Below are 25,904 nucleotides of genomic sequence, written 5' to 3' on the forward strand. Positions count from 1 at the left end.
ATGTCACGGTCTTGACGGGAACGTCAGTGCTGGGTCTGAGCCGCACCGGCGCTTGGCTTGCGGGTGGGCCCCGCATCCAGGTTCAGTTCGATCTCCGCGCCCTTGCGGCTGTAGTAGAACCAGGTCAGGGCGGTGCAGAACACGTAGAACACGATGAAGCCGATCAGCGCCGCTTCGGCGCCGCCGGTCAGCGAGATCGAGGTACCGAAGGACTTCGGAATCAGGAAGGCGCCGTAGGCGGCGATGGCCGAGGTGAAGCCGATGGTGGCAGCGGATTCGCGCTCGGCGTGGACCAGCTGCTCGGCGGCGGTCAGGTTCGGCATCAGCCGCGGCACTTCCTTGCGGAAGATCGACGGGATCATCTGGAAGGTGCTGGCATTGCCGACGCCGGTGGCGAAGAACAGCAGCATGAAGGAGGCGAAGAAGCCGTAGAAGGCGATCGACATGTCCTTGTTCATCAGGAAGAACAACACGCCGATCACGCCGCCGATCATGGTCAGGAAGGTCCAGAAGGTGACCCGGGCACCACCGAAGCGGTCGGCCAGTCCACCGGTCCAGGCACGGCTCAGGGCGCCGACGAACGGGCCGAGGAAGGCGTACTGGAGGGCATCGATGGCCGGGAACTGGGTCTTGGTCAATAGCGGGAAGCCGGCGGAGAAGCCGATGAAGCTGCCAAAGGTGCCGGTATACAGGATGCACATCAGCCAGTTGTGCTTGCGCTTGAAGATGACCGACTGCTCCTTGAAGGAGGACTTGGCGCTGGCGATGTCGTTCATGCCGAACCAGGCGGCAACGGTGGCGATGGCGATGAACGGCACCCACACGAAGCCGGCGTTCTGCAGCCACAGAAGATCAGTGTCGGACATCGGCTGGCCACTGCCGGTGAACATCACGAAGCTGCCGGTGGAGATGACCACGGGCACCAGGAACTGCATCACCGACACGCCGAGGTTGCCGAGGCCGGCGTTCATGGCCAGGGCCTTGCCCTTTTCACGCTTGGGATAGAAGAAGGCGATGTTGGCCATGGAGGAGGCAAAGTTGCCGCCACCGAAACCACACAGCAGGGCGATGATCGCCATCACCAGGTAGGGCGTTTCGGGATTCTGGACGGCGAAGCCGATCCACAGAGCAGGCAGCAGCAGCGAGGCGGTGGAAATCGCGGTGAAGCGACGGCCGCCGAAGATCGGCACGGTAAAGCTGTAGAAGATCCGCAGGGTGGCACCGGAAAGACCCGGCAGGGCCGCCAGCCAGAACAGCTGGTTCGGGGTGTACTCGAAGCCTACCTGGGGCAGCTTGGCCACGACCATGGACCACACCATCCAGATGCAGAAGGCCAGCAGCAGACAGGGGATGGAGATCCACAGGTTACGCGTGGCGATCTTGCGACCGGTGGACTGCCAGAAGGACTCGTCCTCGGGGCGCCAGTCCTCGAGCACGAAACGGCTCGGGGTGGACAGCTCGGGCAGGTCGGTGGACTCGCAGCGATCGCGGGCCTCGATACGCTCGGCCTTGCGGATGGCGAAGTGCATCCACATGAGCGCGGCGGCAACCACGACGAACATCAGCATGAAGCAGCTCTGCCAGATGCCGATGACATCGTTGAGCATGCCGAAGGTCAGCGGCAGGAAGAAGCCACCCAGGCCACCGACCATGCCGACGGCGCCACCGACCAGGCCGACGCTCTTGGGATAGTAGACCGGGATGTGCTTGTACACGGCGGCCTTGCCCAGCGACATGAAGAAGCCCAGCACCATGGTCAACAGGATGAAGCCGACCAGCGGCATGGCGAAGGTGAACTCGACCGGACCACGGACGCCATCGACGACGTACTGGGTGGGCGGATAGCTCAGCAGGAAGGTGCAGATGACCGAGGCCAGGAAGGTCCAGTACATCACGCGACGTGCGCCGTAGCGGTCGGACATCCAACCGCCGAGAATACGGAACAGCGAGGCCGGGATGGTGTACAGCGCCGCCACGATACCCGCCGCGGAGAGGCTCAGGCCGTAGACCTCGATCAGGTAGTGGGGCAGCCAAAGGGCGAGGGCGACGAAGCCACCGAAGACGAAGAAGTAGTAGAGCGAGAAGCGCCACACGCGCAGGTCGGCCAGGGGCGCGAACTGCTCGGACAGCGGCAGGCGCACGGCATTGCGCGACTGATTCTGGGGGTCTTCCTTGGCCAGCAGGATAAAGGCCACGCCCATGATCGCCATGATGGTGGCGTAGACCAGGGCGGTGCTTTTCCAGCCCATTGCCATCAGCAGGAAGGGCGCGCCGAAGTTGGTGACGGCGGCACCGACGTTACCGGCCCCGAAGATGCCCAGCGCCGTACCCTGGCGTTCCTTCTCGAACCAGGCCGAGGTGTAGGCCACGCCGACGATGAAGGAGCCACCGGCCAGGCCGATACCCAGTGCGCCGACCAGCAGCATCACGTAGCTGTTGGCGAAGGTCAGCAGGTAGACACAGGTAGCGGTGACCAGCATGAGCAGACCGAAGACCCAGCGGCCCCCGAAGCGGTCAGTCAGTACACCGAGAAAGAGTCGGCTGATCGAACCCGTCAGCACGGGAGTGGCCATCAGCAGGCCAAGTTGGGTGTCGGAGAGCGCGAAGTCCTCCTTGATCTGGATACCGAGAATCGAGAACAGGGTCCAGACGGCGAAGCAGAGAGTGAAGGCGAGTGTGGATAGGCCTAGCGCTCTGTTCTGCTGACGCCGGGGTACGGTGTCATGTTGGAGCATGTGCTTTCCTCTTTAGGGGTGCCGGTTCGGCCCCTAAACCTTGCTACAATGTATCTGTATGGCACTTGATTGTGGTCAAGAGAATTGCGTGCTATATCCAGCGCTTTTGCTTAATTACCTCCATGGAGGTATCCGGGTGTTTTTGAGGTGTTCGTCACGTATTATCTGCCCTCTCAGATGGATGCGACATTCCGGAAAATTCTAGATGATGAAACCCTTGATCTGGGTCAAAAAGGGAAGGTGTAGTAGATGAACGGCGCCTTTTACCTGCGCCGATCACTGATGCTGCGCATGCTGGTCGCCATGGCGGCGATATCCTGTCTGGCCCTGGTCAGCCTGCTGGGCTCCATCGTCATCGCAAAGAGCGCGGGAGGTTACGCCGACGCCATCAACCAGGCGGGCTCGCTGCGAATGCAGGCCTATCGACTGCTGGCGACGTCGGAGTTGCTGCCGGCGGATCACCCCAGGCGACGCTGGCAGCACGAACAGATGGAGGCCACGCTGGCTGCGGGGGCGATCATCGCGCTGATTCCGGTGGACGCCGATGATCCGCTCAGAGAGGCCTACGACAGGGTGGTGGAGTGCTGGCACGAAACCCTGCGTCCCAACACGGTGGATTTCGAAGGTGGTGACGTCTTTCGGCTGGATGACAAGGTCGCAGAGTTCGTCGACAAGGTCGATATTCTGGTGGGAAGGCTTCAAGAATATGCCGAGTCAAAGGTCGTATTTCTTGAGGTTTTTCAGGGGGCATCACTCGCCGTTCTCGTGATATTTATGGTGATGGTTGTCTATCGAATAGTCTGCGGTGTCATGCCGCCATTTCGTGACCTTATTCGCGTTGTAAATGGCGTGATGGTCGGTGACTTTTCGGGGAGAACCATCTACCGAGGTAACGACGAGTTAGGCTTGTTATCCAGAACAATCAACAAGATGAATGCCAGCCTGTCGGAAATGTACGGTCAGCTGGAAAAGCGTGTCGCGGCGAAGACCCATGAACTGAAGCGCAGCAATGATGCGTTGCGTATGCTTTATCTGACCGCGCGGCGTCTCAATGGGGTCACTCCGCTGACCCGGGAAGAGCTCGAGGAAGTGCTGCGCCAGCTGGAGGCGGTGACCGACGAAGGCCCCTTCGAGCTGCGCCTGTCCATGGGAGGCAATGGCAAGGATATTGTCAGACTCAGCTCTCGCCCCGGCGCGGAAAGCGCTTTCGTTCAGGAACCATCGCGCGGCCGTGAAATATCAGACAAGGCGGCTGCCGGACTGTATGCCAACGGCAATGAATATGCGGTCAGGGTGCGCGAAGCGGGTCGGGATTTTGGCGAGTTGCGTGTCCATCAGCCTCCCGGCCATATGCTTGCCCAGTGGAAGATCGAGCTGGTGGAGACGGTGGCCGGGCTGATTGCCGCGGCCTTGTCGCTGTCCGAGAAGGCCGACGAACAGCGTCGGCTGGCGCTGATGGATGAGCGCGCGGTGATTGCGCGAGAGCTTCACGACTCGCTGGCGCAGTCGCTGTCCTACCTGAAGATCCAGGTCACCCGTCTACAGATGCAGCTCGATCAGCAACGCCACGAGCAGGTGGCGCAGGTGGTCGCGGAACTCCGGCACGGTCTCAATTCGTCCTACCGCCAGCTCAGGGAGCTGCTCAACACCTTTCGTCTGCGCATCCATGAGTCGGGTCTGGAAGCGGCGTTGGAGGAAACGGTGCTGGAGTACTCCAAGCGGGGCGACTTCGAGCTGACCCTGAAAGGCCAGTGGAGCGGGCTGTCGCTGACCCCCAACGAGGAAATTCATGTGCTGCAGATCGTGCGCGAGTCGCTGTCCAACGTGGCCCGCCATGCACGTGCTCGGCACTGCACCATCAGCCTCGCCGTCGACGACACGGGGCACTATCAACTTTCGGTCACGGACGACGGTGTAGGCATCGGACCGCAATCCGATCCTTCCATGTCCCACGGGATGGCGATCATGGAGGAGCGGGCACGAAGCCTGAGTGGAAAGCTCACGGTCAGGGGCATCAAGCCCTGCGGTACCGTGGTGACCGTCCGCTTTCTGCCGCGTCTGTTGGCGCAGTTACCTGTGGCGTCCGAGTGATGGGCTTTCACGGGCGCGAGGTCGCGACGACGTGGCCTGCTGAACGTGTTGCCCGGCAGCGGGTCGGGTGAAACCACTCTGGAGATAGCACTATGAGCATGCTTCGATTGATGATCGTGGACGATCACCCCCTGTTCCGGCGTGGGGTGCGTCAACTGGTGGACATGGATCCTAGCCTGGTGGTGGTCGGTGAAGCCTCGGATGGCGCCGAGGCGGTGCGCAAGGCCGTCGATCTGCAACCCAACCTGATCCTGCTCGACCTCAACATGCAGCCCATCGACGGCATCGAGGTGCTCCGGCGGATGCGTGACGCCCGGGTCAAGAGCCGTATCGTGATCCTGACCGTGTCCGACTCCGACGACGACGTGGTGCGCGCGCTCAAGGAAGGCGCCGATGGCTATCTGCTCAAGGACATGGACCCCGAGGAGGTGCTGCGGCTGATTCGCGAGGCGGCCCAGGGTCAGGTGGTGCTGGGGCCACAGATGGCGTCGCTGCTGGCCAGCGTGGTCAAGGGCGAGCTGCCGGCAGGGGGCGACGACGGCATGTCGTGCCTGACCGCTCGAGAGAGGGACATCCTGCGGACCCTGGCTCGCGGCCTGTCCAACAAGATGATCGCCCGTGAGCTGGACATCGCCGAGGGCACCGTCAAGGTCCACGTCAAGCATCTGTTCAAGAAGCTGGACCTGCGCTCACGGGTGGAAGCAGCGGTGTGGGCCACCAAGCATGGCCTGGGCTAGGGCTTGTCTGAAAAGTGCCTGCGCTCGGTAATACGGCGTTAAAAATCGGATCAAAATGCTCATTTACACCCCGTAAACTGCGCTTTCTCACCGATTTTTGCCTTGTCTAACCTTCGCTCGTCGACTTTTCGGACTGCGCCTAGGGCTTTTGCGAAACCTGCCTACGCTCGTCGGCTTTTCGGACAGAGCCCAGGGCTTGCAGAAACAGGCTTGCAGGAATGGTGGTTGCGCTCGGTGGCGCCGGGAAGTTCGTCCAGATACGACAACGCCCGGGGCAGGCCCGGGCGTCGTTTGCTGGCTGGCAGAGCCAGCAGGCAGGGCGTCAGTCGTTGACGGCGGCCACCGCCTTGGCCAGGTACGGCAGGTTCTCCTGGGAGAAGCCGGCGACGTTGGCGCGGCCCGAGCGCACCATGTAGATGCCGTACTCGTCACGCAGGCGGTCCACCTGTTCCGGCGTCAGGCCGGTGTAGGAGAACATGCCACGCTGCTCGGCGATGTGGGCGTACTTCTGGTCCAGCCCGTAGGGCTTCAAGGCCTCGACGAAGTCACGACGCAGGGTGTTGATGCGATCGCGCATTTCGGTGAGTTCCTCGCGCCACACCGCGGCGAGTTCCGCAGAGTTGAGGATCTCGGCCACGATGCTGCCGCCGTGGGCCGGCGGGTTGGAGTAGTTCTCACGGGCGACGATGGCGATCTGCGAGCGGACGTTCTCCATCTCGTCGCTGTTCTTCGCCACCACGATCAGGGCGCCGGTACGCTCGTTGTAGATGCCGAAGTTCTTCGAGCAGGAGCTGGTGATCAGCACGTTGTCGAGGTTCTCGGCCAGCAGGCGAACGGCGTAGGCGTCCTCGTCGAGGCCCTCGGCGAAGCCCTGGTAGGCGAAGTCGACCAGTGGCAGCAGGTCGCGCTGCTGGACCACTTCAAGCACCTGTTGCCACTGCTGGTGGTTCAGGTCGAAGCCGGTGGGGTTGTGGCAGCAGGCGTGCAGCACCACCACGTCGCCCTGGGGGATCTGCTTGAGGGCTTCCAGCATGCCGTCGAAGTCGAGACGGTTGTCGGCGTCCACGTAGGGATACTTGTGCAGTTCGATGCCGGCGGCGGTGAAGATGCCGTGGTGGTTCGGCCAGGTCGGGTCGCTGACCCAGATGCCCTTGCCAGGCAGTTGGGTCGCGACGAAGTCCGCCGCCAGGCGCAGGGCGCCGGTACCACCGGGGGACTGGGTGACGCTGGCGCGGCCGGCCTCGAGCACGGGGGAGTCCTGGCCCAGCACCATCGGCAGCACCACGGCACCGTACTGGGCGGCGCCGTGTGAGCCGATGTAGGTCTTGGTGGTCTCGTTGTTGAGCAGCAGGGCTTCGGCCTCCTTGACCGCACGCATCACCGGAGTGTTGCCCTTTGCATCGCGGTAGACGCCGACGCCAAGATCGACCTTCTGGGGATTGGTGTCCTTCTTGAAGGCCTCGATGAGCCCGAGGATGGCATCCCCGGGAACCCGCTCAATCTTCTCGAACATTTTAGCTTGCTACCTCGTCGGTTCTGGCCGCTAGGATGAAATCGTTCTTGTGCAGGCCCTTCATCTCGTGGGACCACCAGGTCACGGTGACCTTGCCCCACTCGGTCAACAGGGCCGGGTGATGGCCGGCTTCCTCGGCGATCTCGCCGACGCTGTTGGTAAAGGCAAGGGCCTGCCGAAAGTTGCGGAACTTGTAGCTCCGCTCCAGTTGCATGATGCCATCGCGCTCGACGATCCGCCACTCGGGGATCTGCGCGTGCCACTGTTCGATCTCGTCCTCGGTGGCGTGGGGGGCGTCCCAGCTGCAGGCTTCGCAGGACTGCTCGGTGAGGGTCTGGGTGGTGTCGTTCATGCTGTCTCCTGGTGGTGTCGGTGAGGGAATGTGGATGTTCAGGCGTGTTCGCTGCGTCGGTCGTTGTCGGCACCGTCGTGGGCGATGGGGCCGGTCTCGCCGGTCTCGCCGTTCTCGCCGGGCGTTGGCTTGGGCTTGGTCGTTGAATTGGGCTTGGGCGGAAAGCGCGGTTCGAATAACCCCAGCGCCTTGGCTTCCTCGACCAGTGCCATCAGGTCGCGCCGGGACAGTTCCTGAAGCCGGTCGAGGCTGTCCAGAACGTAGTAAAGGGGCTGCAGGATGTCGATGCGATAGGGGGTGCGCAGGGCGTCGAGGGCGTCGAAGGGCGCATGTGCAGGGGTGTCGGACAGGGCGTGCAGGGTCTCCTTGGGCGAGGAGATGATACCGCCGCCATAGATGCGCCGGCCTTGTGGGGTGTCCACCAGGCCGAATTCCACGGTCATCCAGTAGAGCCTGGCCAGGTAGACCCGGTCCTTGGGTTCGGCGGCGAGGCCGATGCGGCCGTAGGTGGCGGTGAACTCGGCGAAGGCCTCGTTGGTCAGCATCGGGCAGTGGCCGAAGATCTCGTGGAAGATGTCCGGTTCCTTGAGGTAGTCCAGCTCCTCGGGGGTACGGATGAAGGTCGCGACCGGAAAACGACGGTTGGCCAGCAGTTGAAAGAAGGTGTCGAAGGGGATCAGGGCCGGTACCTGGGCGGTCTGCCAGCCGGTGGCTTGCTGTAGCACCCGATCGACGTCGCCCAGTTGCGGAATACGATCGCTGGGCAGGCCGAGGCGCTCGAGGCCGTCCAGATACTGCTGGCACACGCGCCCTTCGATCAACGTCAGCTGGCGTTCCATCAGCGTCTGCCAGGTTCGGTTCTCGACCTCGCTCCAATGGATGATGCCGTCGGCATCCGGCTCACGGGCCTGATAGGCGGTGCCCTTGGTGGACGGGGTGGACGAAGAAGGTGCGTGCATGGTGTCTCCCGGCGATTGTCGACTGTTGTGGTATCGAGACTGAGTCGAGTCTAGGCATGGGGGCTTTCGTCACGCAGCCGTGCATCGGGGGGATAGGCACCAGAAGGCGGCCCTTTTCTGTCAGGAAATCTTTACAGCTGGTGCTCGAGATGGTGTCTATCGACCAAAGATGCAGGACGCGCTCCTCTGTCTTCGATAGGCTGTAACGAAATCTTGACATACGAGTCAGACCAGCCTGACGGAAACTTCAGATGGTGTGACCCTTTTGCGGAGCCATTCCCTTCATGCGCCTGAGAGTTCACTGCCAGAATCGTGTCGGCATCCTTCGCGACATTGTGGCCCTGCTGGCCGACTACGGGGTCAACGTCGCCCGGGGCGAGGTGGGCGGAGAGCATGGCAACGCCATCTATCTGCACGTGCCGCAGCTGTTGCACGCCCAGCTGGCGACGCTGAAGCCCAGTCTCGAGCAGGTGTCCGGCGTATTCGGGGTGCGCCGGGTCAGCCTGATGCCCAGCGAGCGCCACCAGCTCGAGCTGGAGGCGCTGCTGTCGTCACTCTCCGACCCGGTGATGTCCATCGACATGGAGGGGCACCTGGTGGCGGCCAACCGGGCGGCGAGCCAGCTGCTCGGCGTGCGCGTCGACGAGGTGCCCGGGCTGTCGCTGAATCGCTACCTGCCGGAGCTCGACCTGCCGGAAGTGATTCGTCGCAACAATGCTCGGGTCAACGGGCTCAGGATCCGGCTCAAGGACGCCACCTACCTGGCCGATATCGCGCCGCTGCATCGCGAACACCACGACGACGTGGCCTCGCTGGCCGGTGCTGTGGTCACGCTGCATAGCGCCGATCGCATCGGCGAGCGTATCTATCAGGTGCAGCGCCAGGAGATGCGCGGCTTCGAGGCGATGTTCGCGGCCAGCCCCCGACTCGCCTCCCTGATCCACGAGGCGCGGCGCATGGCGCCGTTGGACGCGCCGCTGTTGATCTTTGGCGAGACCGGCACCGGCAAGGAGGTACTGGCGCGGGCCTGTCACCTGGCCAGCCAGCGCGGCCAGGCGCCGTTCATGGCGCTGAACTGCGCCGGCCTGCCGGAGTCCATGGCCGAGACCGAACTGTTTGGCTATGCCCCGGGCGCCTTCGATGGCGCTCGCCCCGAGGGCAAGCTGGGTCTGCTGGAGCTGACCGCCGGTGGCACCATCTTCCTCGATGAGGTCGGCGAGATGAGTCCGCGGCTGCAGGCCAAGCTGTTGCGCTTTCTGCAGGACGGAGGCTTTCGCCGGGTCGGCGCCGATGACGAGACCTACCTGGACGTGCGGGTGATCTGTGCCACCCAGCAGGATCTGCTGGCCCTGTGCGGCCAGGGGCTGTTTCGTCAGGATCTCTATCATCGCCTCAACGTGCTGTCGTTGAGCGTTCCGCCGCTGAGGGATTGCCTGGATGGCATCGAGGCCCTGGCCGGGCACTTTGTCGACCGAGCCGCGCGCCAGATCGGCTGCGCGCTGCCTGCGCTTTCCCCCGCGGCACTGGCGCGCATGGCCAGCTATCACTGGCCCGGCAATGTGCGGCAACTCGAGAACGTGCTGTTCCAGGCGGTGTCGCTGTGCGAGACCGGGCTCATCGAGCCGGCCCATCTGCGGCTGCCGGCCTCGGGGGCGCCGGCGGGTCTTGCCGGTATCGACCTGGACGGCTCGCTCAACGACATCCTGGGCGAGGTCGAGCGGCGCGTATTGGCCTCGCTGTACCCCCAGCATCCGTCCAGTCGCCAGTTGGCGCGGCGCCTTGGCGTATCCCACACCACCATCGCCAACAAGCTGAATCGCTATGGCATCACCGGCAGCGAAGGCTGACGGTGAGTGTGAGAGTGAAAGTGAGACTGAGGGGGCTCGAGGCACCGACGGGGCATCGAGGCCCACTGCTCACGGTCGAATAGCTGGCGGTCGAATAGCTCGCGGTCGCAAGGCTAGCCTTCGAATAGTGGTGCGAGGGCCTGCCTGACGTCGGTATAGCGGGCGCTTTCCTGGCTGGCGAATCCCGGCAGGCGTCGCGCCTTGGCCTGACTCAGGCGCGGGCTGATGACGCCACACAGGAAGCGGGTAGCAAGCTCCAGGTCCAGCGGCTTGCCTGGCTCGACACTTTCCAGTGCCTGGGCCAGGCCCGTCAGCCAGGTTCGCAGTTCGCCCTCGTCCGGGAGCGCCGGAGCCGGGGCGGGCGGCAGGATGGCGGTCTCGCCGCGACAGGCCGAACAGTGGCCACAGCGTCGGGGGGCGTTGGGGTCACCGAACCAGTCGGCGAGTCGCGCGCTGATGCAGTCGTCGGCCTCGAACAGCGCCAGCATGGCGTCGAGCCGCTCGAGTTCGACCCCCGCGCGCTCGACGAACTGCTGATGCAGTTCGGGAGCCAGCCGTCCGGGGTCCACGGCCGCGAGTTTGTGGTAGACCTCGGTCATCTGCTTGCTTTCCAGGCGCATCAGCCCCTGTTCCGCCAGGTAGTCGAGCGCTTTGAGCACCCGTGGGCGGGAGGTGTCGAGGCCGCGTTGCTGGCCCAGCTGGTCGAGGCGTTCGAAGTCCAGCCGATACCAGGTACGGGCCTTGTGCGAGGCATCGAGCAGTGCGCCGAGAAAGGCGCCGCGCTCGCCGGGGAAGCGGGCGAGCAGGGCGTCTGGTTCGATCGCCAGGCTGAAGCGATACTCGGCAAAGTAGCTGTGGCTGGCGCGTACCACGCCGGCCAGTTCCAGCTTGACCAGCAGCGTCTTCAGCGGCAGCTCGCGGATGTCCGAGAGGCGTGACAGGGCGTTGAGTGACAGCTCCCAGGTCTCGGAGGCATCCGCCAGATCGGTCAATACCGCTTCGATGCCCGACAGCGGTGGAACGTCACCATGGATAAAGTTCTCGAGCACTGGCAGGTGTTCACGTCCGGCCAGCATCAGGCACTCCGACGGCTTGCCGTCGCGCCCGGCGCGTCCGATCTCCTGGCTGTAATTCTCGATGGACTTGGGCAGGTCGAAGTGCACCACCTGGCGGATATCGGCCTTGTCGATGCCCATGCCGAAGGCGATGGTGGCGACGATGCCGGGCAGGCGTCCGCTCATGAAGTCGGCCTGCAGTCGCTGGCGGGTCTCACTGTCGAGCCCTGCGTGGTAGGCGGCGACCTCGAGCCCGGCGGCCTTGAGGTAGGCCGCCAGGCGTTCGGCGCTTTGCTGCAGGGTGACGTAGACGATGGTGCCGCCGTTGCCGAGTCTTGGCGCCAGCCAACTGGCCAGATGGCGAGCCCTGTTGTCGGCGGGCAGCGGGGTGACGGCAAGGTCCAGATTTGCGCGGTAGAAGCCGGTGGTGATGACATCGTCAGGCGCGATATCGAAGCCTCGACGCATGTCATCGATGACCTTGGGCGTGGCGGTGGCGGTCAGCAGCAGCACCTGGTCGATGCCGAACTCCCGGCGATAGTCGGGCAGTTTCTGGTAGTCCGGGCGAAAATTATGTCCCCATTCCGACAGGCAGTGGGCCTCGTCGATCACCATCAAGGAGACCCGCACGTCGCGCAGAAAGGCGCGAAAGCGTTCATTGCGCAGGCGTTCGACCGATACCATCAGCACCTTGAGCTGGCCGTTGCGGGCCGCTGCCATGACCTCCCGAGCCTGATCGCGATCCTGACTCGAATCGATGCTGGCGGCGGCGATACCGCGCGAGGTCAGCGTCGCCAGCTGGTCCTGCATCAGCGCCAGTAGAGGAGATACCACCAGGGTGAGGTAGGGCAGGTGCAATGCCGGTAGCTGATAGCACAGCGACTTGCCCGAGCCGGTCGGGAAGATCGCCGCTGCGCTGCGGCCTTCTGCGATGGCGTTGATGGTCTCCCGCTGTCCTGGCCTGAAGTCGCGGTGGCCGAAGACGTTCTCGAGGGTCTGGTCGATGGTGGTGGACATGCTGGCTCCCTGATGGCGGGCCCTGTGACAGCGGCAGGATCGGGGGCAAGGGTACCCAAAACAGTCACCGGCATGAAGCGACGACGTGCCAGCTCAGGTGGCGGTGTCAGGATGATCCCTGGGGCAGCCAGCGCTGGATCACGCGATCGCGGCCCTGCTGCTTGGCTTCCATCAGGTTGGTGTGGACCTGCTGCATCAGTTGCGCGCTGCTCAAGCCGCGAACGAAGTCGGAGACGCCGATACTGACGGTGACCTTGTGGCGACCGATGCCGAAATCCTGACGAGAGATGCTCTCGCGCAGGCGTTCCGCCAGCTCGCGCGCTCTGCCAGCGGGTGTCATCGGCAGCAGCAGGGCGAATTCGTCGCTGCCCATGCGTGCCAGCATGTCCTCCTGGCGCAACTGGCTGGATGCCAGGGCGGCGATCTGACAGAGCACCCGATCACCGAGTCCGCGCCCCCAGGTGTCGTTGATCAGGGCAAAGTGGTCCAGGTCGATCAGCAACAGCGATAGCGGCGTGCCATGGCGGTTGGACATGGAGGCGATCTTGTCGATGTGTCCCATCATCGAACGTCGGTTGGTCAGCCCGGTGAGTTCGTCGGTGCCGGACAGGTAGCGAAGACGTTGCTCTTCGGCGACCTGATCCTCGATGTCCACCAGCAGGCCGTGCCACAGGATGCCCTCTTCGGAGCGTTCCGGCAGGGCCTCCAGCGAGTACCAGTGCGGGGTGAGTTCGCCGATCGGCAGGCGCAGTCGCGTGGAGACCGGCGACAGCCAGTGGGCAGAGTGCTCGATGGCCCGGATGAATTCGCCATAGGCGTCACCCAGCAGATCGCCGAGCCGCTGACGCACGTCGTTGATCGCCAGCAGTGGCTCAAGGCGAGGCGTCATCGGGTCTTCACCGGTCACTGCAGGTAGCTGCAGGCGACCGCGCGCGTCTCGCTTCAGGGTGAACAGCACCCCAGGGACACGCTTGAGGCAAACAAGACTCGCGTTTTCGTCGCAGGTCGGGGAGGGTGACGGCGGGTCACGATCTTCCATAGCAGGCAGTCCTTGGCCACGGGATGGCGGGTCAACCCGAGGTATCGGGCCTTCATCACCATCTTAAAGGCAGGGTATTGCGGGTATATCAGTCCAAGGGACTAAGAAATATCAGACAAAACTCTGCATTTGTGGATTACGCCATAGGGAGGAAAGGCTTGAATGTTTACGCAGGGCCGCTGGTGGCGGGCGTTGTGGCCGTGAAGCCGGTCGCTGATCGATCGGCAGACATCGGCGTGAGGGCTTGATCAAGGATATGCCGCAGCGAGAGTGACTAGGCAGGTTCCCGTCATGATTCACCGAAAGCGCGCGCATTTCCGGCGACCTCGTGGCTACCGGGGTGCGTCATAGCGAAGCTCTCGCCCCCTGGAGAATACCACCTGCCACAGTTGCAGGTAGCGCGCTCTGAAGGCTCCGGCACAGATCGCCAGGTAGTAGCGCAGCATCCGATAGGTGCGTTCATTGCAGTGCCGTGTGTTGTAGTGACGTGCAATGTCATGCCAGCAGGCGTCAAGGTTGGCTAGCCACGCCAGCAGGGTGAGATCGTAGTCGGAGCCGAAGTTCTGCCAGTCTTCCACCATCAACGTCTCCTCGCTGTGCTGGCAGATCTGGCGGGCGGACGGCAACACGCCGTTGGGAAAGATGTAGCGATGGATCCAGGGGTCTGCGGTGATGCGAGAAGTATTGGAGCCAATGGTATGCAGCAGGAAGAGTCCGTCATCCGGCAACAGGTCGGCCACCGTCCGAAAGAAGGTCGTGTAGTTGCGCTGTCCTACGTGTTCGAACATGCCGATCGAGGCGATCCGGTCGTACTGGCCTTGCAGGTCGCGGTAGTCGGCCAACTGGATATCGACGGGCAAGCCCTGGCAGCGCTCCCTGGCCAGTGCCACCTGCTCCCGGGAAATGGTGATACCGGTCACGCTGACGCCGTAGTGACGTGCGGCGTGCTCGGCCAGGCTGCCCCAGCCGCAGCCGATGTCGAGAAGGTGCATGCCAGGGCGCAGCGCCAGCTTTCGACAGACCAGGTCGAGCTTGGCGAGCTGGGCCTGATGCAGCGTCGTTGCCTGGCGCCAGTAGCCACAGGAGTAGCACATGGTGTCGTCCAGCATATACCGAAACAGGTCATTGCCGAGGTCGTAGTGAGCCTCGCCGACCTGATAGGCTCGGGCGCGACTCTGGAGGTTGAAGAAGCCCGCCTGCAGGCGATAGAAGAGGTGGCTCGCGGCGCTACGCGAGCGTTGGCCCAGACCGTGGCGCAGCAGCCGATGGGCAAGCTGGTCGATACGCCGCGCCTCCCACCAGCCATCCATGTAGGCTTCCCCGAGCCCCAGCGTGCCCTGGTGCAGGATGCGGGCGAACAGATCGGGATGATAGATTTGGATATCGTGGGGTTCAGGTCCGTTGAGGCGAATGCCCGAGCCCTCGAGCAACTGCTCGATGATCCGTCGAGGGCGATTGTTCGGCAGTGCGATGGGATGGGGGCGGGCGTCGCTGGTCATGTGGCCTCCTGGTGTCTGTGCAGGCGGCATGTCCGAAGAAACGAGAAGCGGGCAGGAGAGTCGCCCGCTCCGAAGTGAGGCCAGGACCGCCACCTCGGCAGGGGCCTGAATCACCTTCGGCTATCTTTATTGTTGCAAAACAGCATAGTTCAGCTGGCATGCCTTTCCAGCGAAGAACGCGGGCGGGTTGGCACAGAATCAAGGAGGCTTAAGTTATGCACGTTATCGTCGATCTTTGCGTGGTCCCCCTGGGTGTGGGCGTTTCGGTCTCCGACCACGTGGCCGCTTGCCAGCGGGAGATCCAGGCGTCCGGTCTCAGCCACCAGATGCACGCCTATGGCACCAATATCGAAGGCCCCTGGGACGAGGTCATGGCGGTGGTCAAGCGCTGCCATGAGGTGGTGCACGAGATGGGGGCGCCACGCATCACCACCACCTTGAAACTCGGTACCCGGACCGACCGCGATCAGAGCATGGCAGACAAGGTCGAGAGCGTGGCACGACGCCTGGGTGACTGACGGCACACTTCGAAAGCACACTTTACCGCCTGCCCCGACCTCGCGACGCTGATCGCTGCATGAGACGGGGCGGGTACCTTGCCGGGCCCGGTCAATCCGCAGGTGGCAACAGATGGTGTCCGGCCTGGTCGGCCAGGTGGCGGCCGAGTCGCTCCAGCGGCTCGCCGCCGTGGCGCCAGTAGTGCCAGTACAGCGGTACGTCCAGATGCCAGCCCGGCACCACGTCCTCAAGCTCCCCCGTCGAGAGCTCCCGATACGCCTGGATTTCGGGAATGAGCCCGAAGCCGAGGCCCGCGTGGGCCAGGCGCAGAAATCCCTCGACGCTGGCGCAGCGGTGGTGCGGGAAGGGGCCGTTGACGCCATGGGCCGCCATGAAGCGGTGTTGCAGTTGATCGTTGGGCCCGAAGATGATGGCCGGCGCCTGGGCCAGAGAACCGGCGTCCGCGCCCTGGGGGCAGTGTCGGGCCATGAAGTCGGGACTCGCCAGTGCGCGGTAGCGCATCACGCCCAGGGCGATGACCCTGGCGCCCTGGACCGGCATGTCGCTTGCGCACAGGCACGCAGCCACTTCTCCCAGGCGCATGCGTTCAAGTCCGACCTCCTGATCCTCGATGACCAGATCCAGGGTAATCGCCTGATGCTTGAGGTAGCCGGCGATGGCGCCCGGCCACCAGGTGGCGAGGCTATCGGCATTGATGGCGATACGTAGCTGACGGTGGCCCAGTGCCAGCTGCGGTGCATCCTGGATCAACTCGCCCTCCAGCAGTTGTACCTGCTGCACGTGGTTCAACAGCCGTTGACCCAGTTCGGTCGGTGTCGGCGGGGAGCCCCTCACCAGCACCGGCTGTCCCAGGCGAGCCTCCAGCAGCTTGATGCGCTGGGATACCGCCGATTGGGTCAGCCCCAGCGCACGGGCCGCGCGCTCGAAGCCCTGGTGGGTCAGCACGGCGGCCAGTGCATCGAGCAGTTTGTAGTCCAGCATGGGCGTCTATCTATTTCCTTGAGTATAAGAAATGGTAATGAGGTAGTGGGAGAAGTGATTTCTCTTATTTACCAGCTTGCCCTAGTCTCTGCCACATCCAGCAGCGCCCAACATCGGCGCAGCGTCGACAATCATCGTGAGGAAGGACAGACCATGTGGCTTTCACTGATCCAGGGCGTGGGCACCGGAGCGGGACTGATCATTGCCATCGGCGCGCAGAACGCCTTTGTGTTGTCCAAGGGACTGAGGCGACAACACGTCTGGTGGGTGGCGGGGATCTGCGCCCTGTGCGATGCCGTGCTGATCGGCCTGGGGGTGATGGGCCTCGGCGCCCTGATCGCCCAGAGTGAAGGGGCCATGCTGTTGGCGCGCTACGGCGGCGCCGCCTTCCTTGCCTGGCAGGCCTGGCTGGCCATTGGTCGGGTTCGACGGCCCAGGGGCATGGACGTTGCATCGTCTGCCTCCAGTGCCAGCCTTGCCCAGGTGGTGCTGGCGACCCTGGCGGTGACGCTGCTCAACCCCCAGGTCTATCTGGACACCCTGGTGATGCTGGGCGCCATCGGTTCGCTGCAAGAGAGCCCGGTGGGGTTCTACGTGGGGGCGACCATTGCTTCCTTTGTCTGGTTCTTCGGTCTGGTCAGCGCCGCCGGCGCCCTGGCACCGCGGCTGAAGAGCCCGAGGGCATGGCAGTGGGTGGACGGGATCATCGCCGTGATCATGCTGCTGGTGGCGTGGCAGCTGGTGACGCTGACGCTGTAAAGGTCCCAGCGATAGGCAGCCTGTCATGCCAGCGTGACGTCGTGTAAGGATTTCGTGACGCCTGGGGTGCAGAGCGCACACGGGGTGTCACGCCAGCGCTACAGCTGGCCGATGCCGGGGCGTGTGCGCTACCACCTCAAGCCGCTCCGGGGGGATGGGGGGCGCGTGTCGAGGAGCCTAGGATGGGGAGTGACAATCACAATGACGGAGGCCCACATGACCGCAGTCGCTCCCATCGATACCCACAACCCCATCGGCACCAATGGCTTCGAGTTCGTCGAATACAGCGCCCCGGATCAGGCTGGCATCGACGCCCTGCGCGAGCTGTTTCTCGCCATGGGGTTTACCGAGACGCGCCGCCACCGCTCCAAGCGGGTCACCCTGTTTCAGCAGGAGGGGGTGAACTTCGTGCTCAACGCGGAACCCGGCAGTCACGCCGCCAAGTTCGCCGAGATTCACGGTCCGGGCGCCTGCGCCATGGCGTGGAAGGTAGCGGATGCTCGTCAGGCACTGTCCTACGCCATCGATCAGGGCGCCCGTCAGGTCGATAACCCTGTCGGTGCTGGCGAGGTCGGCATTCCGGCGGTGGAGGGCATTGGTGGTTCGTTGCTGTATTTCGTCGATGATCGGGTCGACGAACAGGGACGTACCATCTACGACATCGACTTCGAGCCCATCGCCGGCACCTCGGCTCAGGACAACAGCGTTGGTCTCAAGGTGCTGGATCACCTGACCCACAACGTGGCGAGGGGTCAGATGGATCCCTGGGCCGACTTCTATACCCGTATCGCCAACTTCCGTGAGAATCGCTATTTCGACATCGAGGGCAAGAAGACCGGGCTTCATTCCCGCGCCATGACCGCACCCTGCGGCAAGATGCATATCCCGATCAACGAGTCCGCCGACGACAACTCCCAGATCGCCGAGTTTATCCGCGAGTACAACGGCGAGGGCATCCAGCACCTGGCCATGGCCACCGACGACATCTACGCCACGGTGCGCGCGCTGAAGGCCAACGGCATTCGCTTCCTGTCCACCCCCGACACCTACTACGAGAAGGTCAATGTGCGAGTGCCCAACCACGAAGAGCGGGTCGAGGATCTGCGTGAGTTGAGCCTGCTGATCGATGGCGGTCCGGATCAGGGGGTGCTGCTGCAGATCTTCACCGAGACCGTGATCGGTCCGATCTTCTTCGAGATCATCCAGCGCAAGGGTAACGACGGCTTCGGCGAGGGCAACTTCAAGGCGCTGTTCGAATCCATCGAGGAAGATCAGATTCGCCGCGGTGTCCTCGACGCCGACTAACGTCGGTCGGCTACAGCCGCTGTCGTCACTGGCGTCTTGTCGGCCAGGTGAGCGGCAGCGGATCCTTCGCCAGGTAGGCCCTTGGCCGCGACTTTGCGTCGTCGGCCTGCCCAATCACAACAAAATCCGTCACAATGGCGCGCTGGATGCCCTGGGTCTGTGCTGTTTCAGGCTGTTTTCAGGGCGCCACCGCCATGGTGGACAAACAAAAGTGCGCAAGCGATCTCTGGTGAGTCATGACAACCAATGAACCCTCTCGCACCCAGTGGCTAGGCCGCTGGGGCTTCGTTCTGGCCGCGACCGGCTCCGCTGTGGGCCTGGGCAATATCTGGAAATTTCCGTACATGACCGGAGAGTACGGCGGCGGCGCCTTCGTGCTGGTCTACCTGGTCTGTATCCTGTCGGTCGGTGTGCCCATCATGATGACCGAGATCGCCCTGGGGCGGCGTGGTCGGGGCAGCCCTATCGACGCCATTCGCCGGGTAGTCAAGGAATCCGGAGGCAGTTCGCTGTGGTCGCTGTTCGGCTGGATGGCGATGCTCTGCGGCTTTTTGATCCTGAGTTTCTACGTGGTGGTCGCCGGCTGGTCCTTCGCCTACCTGTGGAAGATGATCTCCGGCGGACTGGTCGGTTCCAGCGTCGATGACATGGCGGCCATCTTCGGCGCCAACAATGCCAACCCCTTCAGCCTCGGCGGTTGGAGCACCCTGGTGACCGTGGCCACCATGGTGATCGTTGGCAAGGGGGTGCAGCAGGGCATCGAGAAGAGCGTCGGCTGGATGATGCCGGGCATGGTGATCATGCTGCTGATCATGATCGTCTACGGCATGTTCTCCGGTGGCTTCGGTCAGGCCGTCCACTTCCTGTTCGACTTCAAGGCTTCCAGCCTGTCCAGCGAAGGCATGCTGGCCGCCATGGGCCATGCCTTCTTTACCTTGTCACTGGCCTCCGGGGCCATCCTCACCTACGGCAGCTACCTGCCGAGACGTGCTTCCATCGGTCGTACCACCCTGACAGTCGCGGTGGCCGATACCCTGGTGGCGCTGATGGCGGGGCTGGCGATCTTCCCGGTGATCTTCGCCAACGGCATGGAGCCCAACAGCGGCCCCGGCCTGATCTTCATGAGCCTGCCGCTGGCGTTCCAGGCGATGCCGATGGGCACGCTGTTTGGCATCCTGTTCTTCATCATGCTGTCGATGGCGGCGCTGACCTCCTCGATCTCGATGGTCGAGGCCACGGTGTCCTGGCTCAACGACAACAAGGGCATCAGCCGCAAGGCGGCCGCCTGGGGCACCGGCATCGTGCTGTGGCTGATGAGCACCCTGGCGATGCTGTCGTTCAATATCGGTGCCGACTGGACACTGGCCGGCAAGCACTTCTTCGACTGGCTCGACTTCCTCACCTCGCGTCTGATGATGCCGCTGGGCGGACTCGGCATGGCGCTGCTGGCCGGCTTCTTCCTCAAGAGTGAGGCGGTACGCGATGAACTGGATCTGCCGGCGGGCATACACGCCCTGTGGCTGTTCATGGTGCGCTACGTCAGTCCCCTGGGCATCCTGGTGATCTTCGTCGATGCGCTGGGCATCGTCGCTGTGGATTTCGCCGCTCACTGGCTGTGGCTGGCACTGATCCTGGTCGTGATGACCGGTCTCGGTGAAACCCTCAGCCCGAGGCTGCGGCGGACGCTGAGCGCCAAGGGGTAAGACAGTCACCCCACTGACCCTGCCAAAGCCGCCAGAGCGCCGCTTTCTCCGTCGGGGAAGGCGGCGTTCTGGTTTGGGGTGACGACGCCTTGCAGCAGCAATGAAGTGTGTTTTTGGTAATAACGAAGTGGACGTTTAATTCCGACATGGCATAATGATGCCCGTTGTCATCGCTCGTTGTTCACTCTGGAGTCCACCGTCATGAGCCCTTCCCAGTTGCCTGCCCACAGTGGCTTTCCGGCCGGTAGCGTGAGTCTCGTCGGTGCCGGTCCCGGCGATCCTGAGCTTCTGACCCTGCGAGCCTGGCGGCGACTGTGCGAGGCCGAGGTGGTGCTGCACGATCGACTGGTCAGTGAGGAAATCCTGGCGCTGGTGCCGGCATCGGCGGATCGCTACTACGTCGGCAAGGCTCGCTCCGATCACAGCCTGCCCCAGGAGGACATCAATCGCTCGCTGGTCGACTGGGCCCGTCAGGGCAAGCGTGTGGTCAGGCTCAAGGGGGGCGACCCTTTCATCTTCGGTCGTGGCGGTGAGGAGCTTGAGACCCTGGTGGCCGAAGGCGTTCAGGTGGAAGTGGTACCGGGCATCACCGCGGCTTCCGGCTGCAGCGCCTACGCCGGCATTCCTTTGACCCATCGTGATCACGCCCAGTCGGTGCGCTTTATCACCGGGCACTTGAAGGAAGGGGGGTGCGAACTCGACTGGCGGGCGCTGGCAAGCCCCGGTCAGACGCTGGTGTTCTACATGGGGCTTGGCAGTCTCGACTACATCAGCCAGGGCTTGATCGGCGAGGGACTGAGCCCGGACACCCCGGTGGCGCTGGTCGAACAGGGAACTACCCAGCGCCAGCGCGTCCATCTATCCAACTTGGCTAATTTGCCGAAGTTGAATGATCGGGATATCATTCGACCGCCCACCTTGATCATCGTCGGCAGCGTGGTATCGCTGCACGAGCAACTGGCCTGGTTCGATCATGCGCAAGCGGGGAGTCGTGGGTGGATGCACGGCAAGCATCCGTCACCCCGAGAACGTTCTTCGGATTGAACGTGCGCCATCGCTGGAGACTTCGCACCAGGCTCTGAATCCCCGCGTCTCGCGGGTTACCTGAGGTGAAGATGATGTTGTCCATTTCTCTGCGTCGTATGTTGTCCGGTCGATCGACCATGGCCGCCTGGGCGGCCGCCGTTGTTCTGGCCATGGCGTCGCTTGCGAGCGCGCCGGCAATGGCCCGTGACGACGGAGAGGTTGCTTCCCAGCGCGGCCAGGCTTCCTACTACAGCGATCGCTTCCAGGGGCGTCGAACCGCCAGCGGCGAGTCCTTCGACCAGCAGGCGCTGACCGCCGCCCATCGCAGTCTGCCCTTCGGTACCAAGGTGCTGGTCACCCGTCGTGATACCGGCCAGAGCGTCGAGGTCGAGATCAATGACCGCGGCCCCTTCGTCCAGGGACGGGTCATCGACCTGTCCAAGCGTGCCGCCCGCGAGCTAGGCATGCTCAAGCGCGGCACCGCGCCGGTCCTTCTGACCTACCTGCCCGGAGCTTGACCCGGGGCACCAACAGGGGCCACAAGCATCGGTACGTCGAAACGAAGATGTGCGATCGCAGGTGATCGACCAAGGCCCGCCAGGCTTGCCTGGCGGGCCTTGTCGTGTCTGCGCAACGATAGCAGGGCGCATCGTCACCGCGAGAACTGCTCGATCGCCCGGGTATCGACCGGCTGATCGTGAAATTCGCGCTGCCAGCGGGCGAGCAGTGCGGTGCGCTTCAACTCATCGAGGGTCGCCAGCAAGCCGGGGCTCAGAGGAATCGGCCTCAGGCCGTCAGGGTAGTCGCGGCGCATGGCGGTGGCGGTGCCCGGGCCATCCAGCTGGGGGTGCAGGGCGCCGAGTTCGCCGGCCTCGGCGATGACCCTTTGGCCGTCGGCGCTCAGCAGGTAGTCGATAAAGCGGCGCGCCGCCCCCGCGTGCGGCGCCTGGCGAGGCACGAAGGCCAGACGTCGAATGACCAGGGCATAGTCGTCGGGAATCACCAGCCTGAGCTCGGGGTCATCGGCGATCCTTTCCCGGGCATAGCTGCCCAGCACGTTGTAGGCGATGTCGTAGCGACCCTGCCTGAGGCCTTCCAGCATGGCGCCGGTGGTATTCACCAGGGCGGTATCTGCCTTGCCCAGCGCCGCCACCAGATCCCAGTAGCGCGGGGACAGGCGCGACTCCTCGATGGCGTAGGTGTAGCCGGCGCCGCTGGAGGTGGGGTCGTAGGTGACCAGGCGTCCTTGCAGCGGCGAGCGCGCCTCGGCCAGCAGGCCGAGCAGATCGGCGCGGCTGTCGACGGGGCCGAGGCGCTGCTCGAGGCGGCGGCTGACCACCATCACGATGGGTTCGAAGGTAAAGGCAAACAGCTCCTGACGCCACTTGGCCGTGTCCGGCCAGCGCTGGGTGATGGCGGTGTCGATGCTCTGGGCGTGACCCTCGTTGACCAGCAGGTACTGCCAGGGCATGGCCGACGAGATGACCACATCGGCCTCTGCGGGGGCGTCGAGAAAGCGCTGATGCACGTCCAGCGTCGAGAAGTTGCGGTAGGTGATGGTGTAGCGCGGATGACGACGATGGAAGTCCTCGAGTAGCGGCAGGGCGTAGGGGATATCCAGGGCTGCGTGGATCACCAGCGCATCTGACGACTCTCCTGTCCCTTCGAAGGTGACCTCATCGTAGGCTGGCTGCTGCGAGGCGTTCCCCGGGTATGCCTCGAGGGGGGAGTCGGACCCGGCCTCGGGTATGGATTGCGCCAGGGACTCATCAGGCAGAAGCGACCACAGCGCTAGCGACGCCACCAGCGTGACAACGGCGGTCATCCAGGGGGGCAGCGCAAGGGTGCGGGATATCATGGCTGGCTCCGTGAAGGGGCGGACGTCGATCCCTTGTCGACGCCTTCGCCGAATTGCAGGCTGACTCGCAGGCCCGGCGGTGGTGCTTCCCGGGCGTCACCGAGGCTCAGTCGAGCGCCGTGGGTGCGGGCGATGCCGTCGACGATGGCCAGGCCCAGACCCGAGCCTTCGCTGGTGTGCTCACCGCGGTGGAAGGGGCGCAGTACCAGCAGTCGACGCTCGTGGGGGATGCCTGGGCCGTCATCGACGACCGCCAGAGCGATCGGGTCGGCGCTGACCTCGACGGTGATGTGCCTGGCACCGTAGTGGCAGGCGTTGTCGATCAGATTGGCCAGCGCCTCGCCCAGCTGCCAGTCGAGCCCCTGCACGTGCACCGGTGCCTCTGGCGCCTCCAGACCAAGGTCGACGCCGGCGCGCTGACAGCGTTGCCAATGGGCCATCACCGCCTCACGGGCGACCTGAACCAGATCGGTGGGGGCCAGTTCGGGCTGGAACTCGGGATTGTCCAGGCGGGTCAGTGACAGCAGTTGCATGGCCAGGCGCGAGGCGCTCTGGCTGGTGGTCTGCATGGCGCCCAGGGCCGAGCGCCAGGTGGCGGGGTCGTCCTGGCGCAGGGCCAGTTCGGCCCGGGCGGAAAGTCCCGCCAGGGGAGTTCGGAGCTGATGCGAGGCGTCGCCGATAAAGCGTTCCTGGTTGGCCTTGACCCGACGCATCCGTGCCAGCAGCTCGTTGACGGTGTCACGCAGCTCGGCCAGCTCTCGCGGCAGCGGCAATTCCAGCGGTGCCAGGGTGCGCGGATCACGGGTGCGTATCTGGCGTCGCAGTCGTGTCAGCGGTGCCAGCGCCAGGCGAATGGCGATCAGCAGGGCGGCCACCGACAGCACCGCCACCGCCAGCAGGTAGGCGAGGCTCTGGCGAAACAGCTCGCCGCTGAGCGCGTCGCGCCCCTCGCGCGTGTGGGCGACCCGGATCTCGAAGGGCTCGCGCAGGCGCCAGTCCTCAAGCCGAGAGCGGCGCACCCCGAGGCGCAGAGGCATATCGTGGTAGTCAACGTCGCCATAGACGACGTCGCTCGCGTCCTGGGCGGCGCCTTCGATACCGGGCAGGTCGGCGTTGCCGGTGACCCGCTCACCGCGAGCGTCCACCAAGGTATAGAACACCCGTTCGTCGTGGCGCGAGGCGAGCATTTCCAGGGCCGCCGGAGGCAGGTCGAGCCATAGTCGGTCGTCCTGCCACTGGGCCTGTTCGGCGATCGACAGACTGGCGGCGTCGAGCAGCCGGTCGAAGGCCCGGTCGGCGGTCTGGCGAGCGTCCAGCCAGGCCCGCCACAGCACCACCGAGCCGACGATCAGCATCGGCAGCAGCAGCCAGGTCAACAGTCGGCGATGCAGTGAATCCCCGCTCATGGTGCTTCCAGCAGGTAGCCGAGACCGCGCACCGTGCGCAGGTTCACTCGATGCCCCTGAAGGCGCTTGCGCAGACGATGCACGTAGACCTCGATGGCATTGTCGCCGAGTTCCTCCTCGCCGAAGGCTTCACGCACCAGGGTAGCCTTGTCCACCGGCTGGCCGGCGTGCCGCATCAGGCACCCCAGCAGGCGCTGCTCTCGCGGAGGCAGTGCCAACGCCTCGTCGCCCAGGCTGAAGCGCTGGGCCAGGCTATCGAAGCTGAGTTCGCCAACGGTGATCAGGCCGGAGGGGGCGCGGCGACGCATCAGGGCGCGTACCCGGGCCTCCAGCTCCTCCAGCGAGAAGGGCTTGGCCAGGTAGTCATCGGCACCCAGGTCGAGCCCTCGCACGCGATCTTCTACCGCGCCGCGAGCGGTGAGAATCAGCACCGGGGTCGAGCTGTCGTGGCGCCTCAACGCCTCCAGCACCTCCAGGCCGCCGAGCCCAGGAAGGTTCAGATCCAGAAGTACCATGTCCAGTCGGTGATTTCCCTGGAGGCGGTCGCGGGCGTCGATGCCGTTGTCGAGATGCACAACCTCGTGGCCTGCGATGCCGAGGGCATCGACCAGGGTCTCGGCCAGAAGCCGATCGTCTTCCACCAGCAGCAGTGTCATGCGCGCCTCCCTTGGGTGTCCCGCTGATCGATCAACTGTGTCACCGCCTCGTCGAGCCGTGTCGCGGCGATGTGTGTGTCCAACCGTCCCTCGGGCCCGGACAGGGCCAGCCAGAGTTCGTGGCGACCTTCCAGCGGCAGCCGCCGACACACCATGATGCCTCCCGCAAGGGCCGGCGCCGGAGCGTCGGTGTCTCGAAGGGGCCACTGGCTGCCGGGAACAAGGTCATGGCGCAGGCTCTGATCGGGCAGGGCGGCCAGGCGACAGTGAACCACGCCGGCGGTCACCTCGAGCAGGCTGGCGGTGTCGCCGAGTTGTCGCGCCAGGCCGTCGAGCAGCGGCTGGATCAGTGCCGCGAGATCGCGACTGGGGGCGTGGCGACGGGCGAGGCGCACCGGAGCACCGCCAATGCGCCAGCGGCCATCCTCTCCACGCTGGGTGTAGTCGAAGCGTTCCAGCGAGGCCAGAAGCCTGAGCAGGGTGCTCTTGTAGAAGCCGGTGGCGTCGGCCAGTTCTGCCAGACTGAAACTATCCTGAGGAGTATCGAAGACCTCCAGGACCGAGAGGGCCCGTTCGACCGCCTCGACGCGATCCTGTGCCATGTGAACCTTCCTGTCGGTGATAGCGAATGATGTCGCTGGCATTCAACTTTGGTCGGAATTACGCGATCGCGCGTTGACCCGGATGCTATCCGGGCTTAGCTTTCCATCCAAGGGAACGACGTTCTGCCTTACAGAATTGTAAGCCAGGTGTCAGTTTCCAACAAGTGGAAATCTCGGCGCCGTCTCGGCGTCAATCGCGACGGGATGTCGGCTCGTGCCTCCTGTCAGCAGACAACAACAGAGGA

21 protein-coding genes are annotated in these 25,904 nt (G+C 64.1%); 9 read left to right on the forward strand and 12 right to left on the reverse strand.

The annotated features are described in order from the left end of the window. Nucleotides 1-23 precede the first annotated feature (23 nt). Nucleotides 24-2,735: a nitrate/nitrite transporter gene (locus NFI08_RS15605; RefSeq protein WP_108133053.1), complete on the reverse strand. Its 2,712-nt coding sequence runs from the start codon at nucleotides 2,733-2,735 to the stop codon at nucleotides 24-26. Between the two features lie 249 nt (nucleotides 2,736-2,984). Here NFI08_RS15605 and NFI08_RS15610 point away from each other — a divergent pair, with 249 nt between their 5' ends. Next, nucleotides 2,985-4,826, forward strand: a complete 1,842-nt coding sequence (locus NFI08_RS15610) for a histidine kinase (protein WP_108448820.1) — start codon at nucleotides 2,985-2,987, stop codon at nucleotides 4,824-4,826. A gap of 92 nt (nucleotides 4,827-4,918) precedes the next feature. Then, complete coding sequence (gene narL / locus NFI08_RS15615) at nucleotides 4,919-5,563, forward strand: two-component system response regulator NarL (protein ID WP_045994022.1); 645 nt, start codon at nucleotides 4,919-4,921, stop codon at nucleotides 5,561-5,563. Between the two features lie 322 nt (nucleotides 5,564-5,885). Here narL and NFI08_RS15620 read toward each other — a convergent pair whose 3' ends face one another. From NFI08_RS15620 to phhA, 3 genes are read right to left on the reverse strand one after another with little or no spacing between them, the layout of a single operon-like run. Continuing rightward, entirely contained in the window at nucleotides 5,886-7,076 is a 1,191-nt protein-coding gene (locus tag NFI08_RS15620) for an amino acid aminotransferase (RefSeq protein ID WP_124804877.1), read from the reverse strand. Nucleotide 7,077: 1 nt separating this feature from the next. Beyond that, entirely contained in the window at nucleotides 7,078-7,428 is a 351-nt protein-coding gene (locus NFI08_RS15625) for a 4a-hydroxytetrahydrobiopterin dehydratase (protein WP_045994020.1), read from the reverse strand. Nucleotides 7,429-7,466: 38 nt separating this feature from the next. Continuing rightward, nucleotides 7,467-8,387 (reverse strand): phenylalanine 4-monooxygenase, encoded by a 921-nt coding sequence (gene phhA / locus NFI08_RS15630; RefSeq protein WP_124804876.1) that lies wholly within the window; start codon nucleotides 8,385-8,387, stop codon nucleotides 7,467-7,469. Nucleotides 8,388-8,671: 284 nt separating this feature from the next. On the opposite strand from phhA, the gene NFI08_RS15635 reads away from it, so the two are divergent. After that, nucleotides 8,672-10,234 carry a sigma-54-dependent transcriptional regulator gene (locus NFI08_RS15635; RefSeq protein ID WP_045994019.1) on the forward strand — a complete coding sequence of 521 codons (1,563 nt, stop codon included), beginning with the start codon at nucleotides 8,672-8,674 and terminating at the stop codon, nucleotides 10,232-10,234. 113 nt (nucleotides 10,235-10,347) lie between these two features. Here NFI08_RS15635 and NFI08_RS15640 read toward each other — a convergent pair whose 3' ends face one another. The 3 genes from NFI08_RS15640 to cfa all read right to left on the reverse strand — a co-directional run bounded on the left by NFI08_RS15640 (nucleotide 10,348) and on the right by cfa (nucleotide 14,844). Then, entirely contained in the window at nucleotides 10,348-12,306 is a 1,959-nt protein-coding gene (locus NFI08_RS15640; protein ID WP_124804875.1) for a RecQ family ATP-dependent DNA helicase, read from the reverse strand. A gap of 106 nt (nucleotides 12,307-12,412) precedes the next feature. Further along, nucleotides 12,413-13,345 carry a GGDEF domain-containing protein gene (locus tag NFI08_RS15645; protein WP_108448816.1) on the reverse strand — a complete coding sequence of 311 codons (933 nt, stop codon included), beginning with the start codon at nucleotides 13,343-13,345 and terminating at the stop codon, nucleotides 12,413-12,415. A 332-nt stretch (nucleotides 13,346-13,677) separates the two neighbouring features. After that, on the reverse strand, nucleotides 13,678-14,844 hold the full coding sequence (cfa, locus tag NFI08_RS15650) for a cyclopropane fatty acyl phospholipid synthase (RefSeq protein ID WP_108448815.1): 1,167 nt from the start codon (nucleotides 14,842-14,844) through the stop codon (nucleotides 13,678-13,680). 215 nt (nucleotides 14,845-15,059) lie between these two features. Between cfa and NFI08_RS15655 the strand changes: the two genes are divergently transcribed. Beyond that, complete coding sequence (locus NFI08_RS15655; RefSeq protein ID WP_045994015.1) at nucleotides 15,060-15,362, forward strand: MTH1187 family thiamine-binding protein; 303 nt, start codon at nucleotides 15,060-15,062, stop codon at nucleotides 15,360-15,362. Nucleotides 15,363-15,453: 91 nt separating this feature from the next. On the opposite strand, the gene NFI08_RS15660 is transcribed toward NFI08_RS15655, so the two are convergent. Next, nucleotides 15,454-16,344, reverse strand: a complete 891-nt coding sequence (locus NFI08_RS15660) for a LysR family transcriptional regulator ArgP (protein ID WP_045994014.1) — start codon at nucleotides 16,342-16,344, stop codon at nucleotides 15,454-15,456. Between the two features lie 153 nt (nucleotides 16,345-16,497). Here NFI08_RS15660 and NFI08_RS15665 point away from each other — a divergent pair, with 153 nt between their 5' ends. From NFI08_RS15665 to NFI08_RS15685, 5 genes are all read left to right on the forward strand, one after another. Continuing rightward, the gene (locus NFI08_RS15665; RefSeq protein WP_108133064.1) at nucleotides 16,498-17,103 is read left to right on the forward strand and encodes a LysE/ArgO family amino acid transporter; all 606 of its coding nucleotides are present in this window, start codon (nucleotides 16,498-16,500) and stop codon (nucleotides 17,101-17,103) included. A 216-nt stretch (nucleotides 17,104-17,319) separates the two neighbouring features. Continuing rightward, nucleotides 17,320-18,408, forward strand: coding sequence for a 4-hydroxyphenylpyruvate dioxygenase (hppD, locus tag NFI08_RS15670; protein ID WP_108448814.1), 1,089 nt, complete (start codon nucleotides 17,320-17,322; stop codon nucleotides 18,406-18,408). A gap of 236 nt (nucleotides 18,409-18,644) precedes the next feature. After that, complete coding sequence (locus NFI08_RS15675) at nucleotides 18,645-20,111, forward strand: sodium-dependent transporter (protein ID WP_108448813.1); 1,467 nt, start codon at nucleotides 18,645-18,647, stop codon at nucleotides 20,109-20,111. A 201-nt stretch (nucleotides 20,112-20,312) separates the two neighbouring features. After that, nucleotides 20,313-21,155: a uroporphyrinogen-III C-methyltransferase gene (gene cobA, locus NFI08_RS15680; protein WP_108448812.1), complete on the forward strand. Its 843-nt coding sequence runs from the start codon at nucleotides 20,313-20,315 to the stop codon at nucleotides 21,153-21,155. A 179-nt stretch (nucleotides 21,156-21,334) separates the two neighbouring features. Continuing rightward, nucleotides 21,335-21,655 carry a septal ring lytic transglycosylase RlpA family protein gene (locus NFI08_RS15685; RefSeq protein WP_409360217.1) on the forward strand — a complete coding sequence of 107 codons (321 nt, stop codon included), beginning with the start codon at nucleotides 21,335-21,337 and terminating at the stop codon, nucleotides 21,653-21,655. 134 nt (nucleotides 21,656-21,789) lie between these two features. Here NFI08_RS15685 and NFI08_RS15690 read toward each other — a convergent pair whose 3' ends face one another. The 4 genes from NFI08_RS15690 to NFI08_RS15705 are packed head-to-tail and all read right to left on the reverse strand — an operon-like array spanning nucleotide 21,790 to nucleotide 25,659. Then, nucleotides 21,790-22,995: an ABC transporter substrate-binding protein gene (locus NFI08_RS15690; protein WP_253028828.1), complete on the reverse strand. Its 1,206-nt coding sequence runs from the start codon at nucleotides 22,993-22,995 to the stop codon at nucleotides 21,790-21,792. Further along, nucleotides 22,992-24,401 carry a sensor histidine kinase gene (locus NFI08_RS15695; RefSeq protein ID WP_108448811.1) on the reverse strand — a complete coding sequence of 470 codons (1,410 nt, stop codon included), beginning with the start codon at nucleotides 24,399-24,401 and terminating at the stop codon, nucleotides 22,992-22,994. Before NFI08_RS15695 ends, NFI08_RS15690 begins: the two co-directional genes overlap by 4 nt. Beyond that, nucleotides 24,398-25,057 (reverse strand): response regulator transcription factor, encoded by a 660-nt coding sequence (locus tag NFI08_RS15700; protein WP_045994009.1) that lies wholly within the window; start codon nucleotides 25,055-25,057, stop codon nucleotides 24,398-24,400. The genes NFI08_RS15695 and NFI08_RS15700 overlap by 4 nt, the downstream gene beginning before the upstream one ends. Then, complete coding sequence (locus tag NFI08_RS15705; protein ID WP_045994008.1) at nucleotides 25,054-25,659, reverse strand: helix-turn-helix domain-containing protein; 606 nt, start codon at nucleotides 25,657-25,659, stop codon at nucleotides 25,054-25,056. The genes NFI08_RS15700 and NFI08_RS15705 overlap by 4 nt, the downstream gene beginning before the upstream one ends. Nucleotides 25,660-25,904: the final 245 nt, after the last annotated feature.

It is taken from the genome of Halomonas sp. EF61 (genome assembly GCF_040147045.1).
GTDB classification, from domain to species: Bacteria; Pseudomonadota; Gammaproteobacteria; order Pseudomonadales; family Halomonadaceae; genus Halomonas; species Halomonas litopenaei.

Coding starts and splice junctions, on each gene's coding strand:
- NFI08_RS15705 (WP_045994008.1), bottom strand. CDS start 25,659: ATGGCACAGGATCGCGTCGAGGCGGTCGAACGGGCCCTCTCGGTCCTG.
- hppD (WP_108448814.1), top strand. CDS start 17,320: ATGACCGCAGTCGCTCCCATCGATACCCACAACCCCATCGGCACCAAT.
- cobA (WP_108448812.1), top strand. CDS start 20,313: ATGAGCCCTTCCCAGTTGCCTGCCCACAGTGGCTTTCCGGCCGGTAGC.
- NFI08_RS15625 (WP_045994020.1), bottom strand. CDS start 7,428: ATGAACGACACCACCCAGACCCTCACCGAGCAGTCCTGCGAAGCCTGC.
- NFI08_RS15655 (WP_045994015.1), top strand. CDS start 15,060: ATGCACGTTATCGTCGATCTTTGCGTGGTCCCCCTGGGTGTGGGCGTT.
- NFI08_RS15620 (WP_124804877.1), bottom strand. CDS start 7,076: ATGTTCGAGAAGATTGAGCGGGTTCCCGGGGATGCCATCCTCGGGCTC.
- NFI08_RS15660 (WP_045994014.1), bottom strand. CDS start 16,344: ATGCTGGACTACAAACTGCTCGATGCACTGGCCGCCGTGCTGACCCAC.
- NFI08_RS15605 (WP_108133053.1), bottom strand. CDS start 2,735: ATGCTCCAACATGACACCGTACCCCGGCGTCAGCAGAACAGAGCGCTA.
- NFI08_RS15695 (WP_108448811.1), bottom strand. CDS start 24,401: ATGAGCGGGGATTCACTGCATCGCCGACTGTTGACCTGGCTGCTGCTG.
- NFI08_RS15690 (WP_253028828.1), bottom strand. CDS start 22,995: ATGATATCCCGCACCCTTGCGCTGCCCCCCTGGATGACCGCCGTTGTC.
- cfa (WP_108448815.1), bottom strand. CDS start 14,844: ATGACCAGCGACGCCCGCCCCCATCCCATCGCACTGCCGAACAATCGC.
- NFI08_RS15665 (WP_108133064.1), top strand. CDS start 16,498: ATGTGGCTTTCACTGATCCAGGGCGTGGGCACCGGAGCGGGACTGATC.
- NFI08_RS15675 (WP_108448813.1), top strand. CDS start 18,645: ATGACAACCAATGAACCCTCTCGCACCCAGTGGCTAGGCCGCTGGGGC.
- NFI08_RS15640 (WP_124804875.1), bottom strand. CDS start 12,306: ATGTCCACCACCATCGACCAGACCCTCGAGAACGTCTTCGGCCACCGC.
- NFI08_RS15685 (WP_409360217.1), top strand. CDS start 21,335: ATGGCCCGTGACGACGGAGAGGTTGCTTCCCAGCGCGGCCAGGCTTCC.
- NFI08_RS15610 (WP_108448820.1), top strand. CDS start 2,985: ATGAACGGCGCCTTTTACCTGCGCCGATCACTGATGCTGCGCATGCTG.
- phhA (WP_124804876.1), bottom strand. CDS start 8,387: ATGCACGCACCTTCTTCGTCCACCCCGTCCACCAAGGGCACCGCCTAT.
- NFI08_RS15645 (WP_108448816.1), bottom strand. CDS start 13,345: ATGGAAGATCGTGACCCGCCGTCACCCTCCCCGACCTGCGACGAAAAC.
- narL (WP_045994022.1), top strand. CDS start 4,919: ATGAGCATGCTTCGATTGATGATCGTGGACGATCACCCCCTGTTCCGG.
- NFI08_RS15635 (WP_045994019.1), top strand. CDS start 8,672: ATGCGCCTGAGAGTTCACTGCCAGAATCGTGTCGGCATCCTTCGCGAC.
- NFI08_RS15700 (WP_045994009.1), bottom strand. CDS start 25,057: ATGACACTGCTGCTGGTGGAAGACGATCGGCTTCTGGCCGAGACCCTG.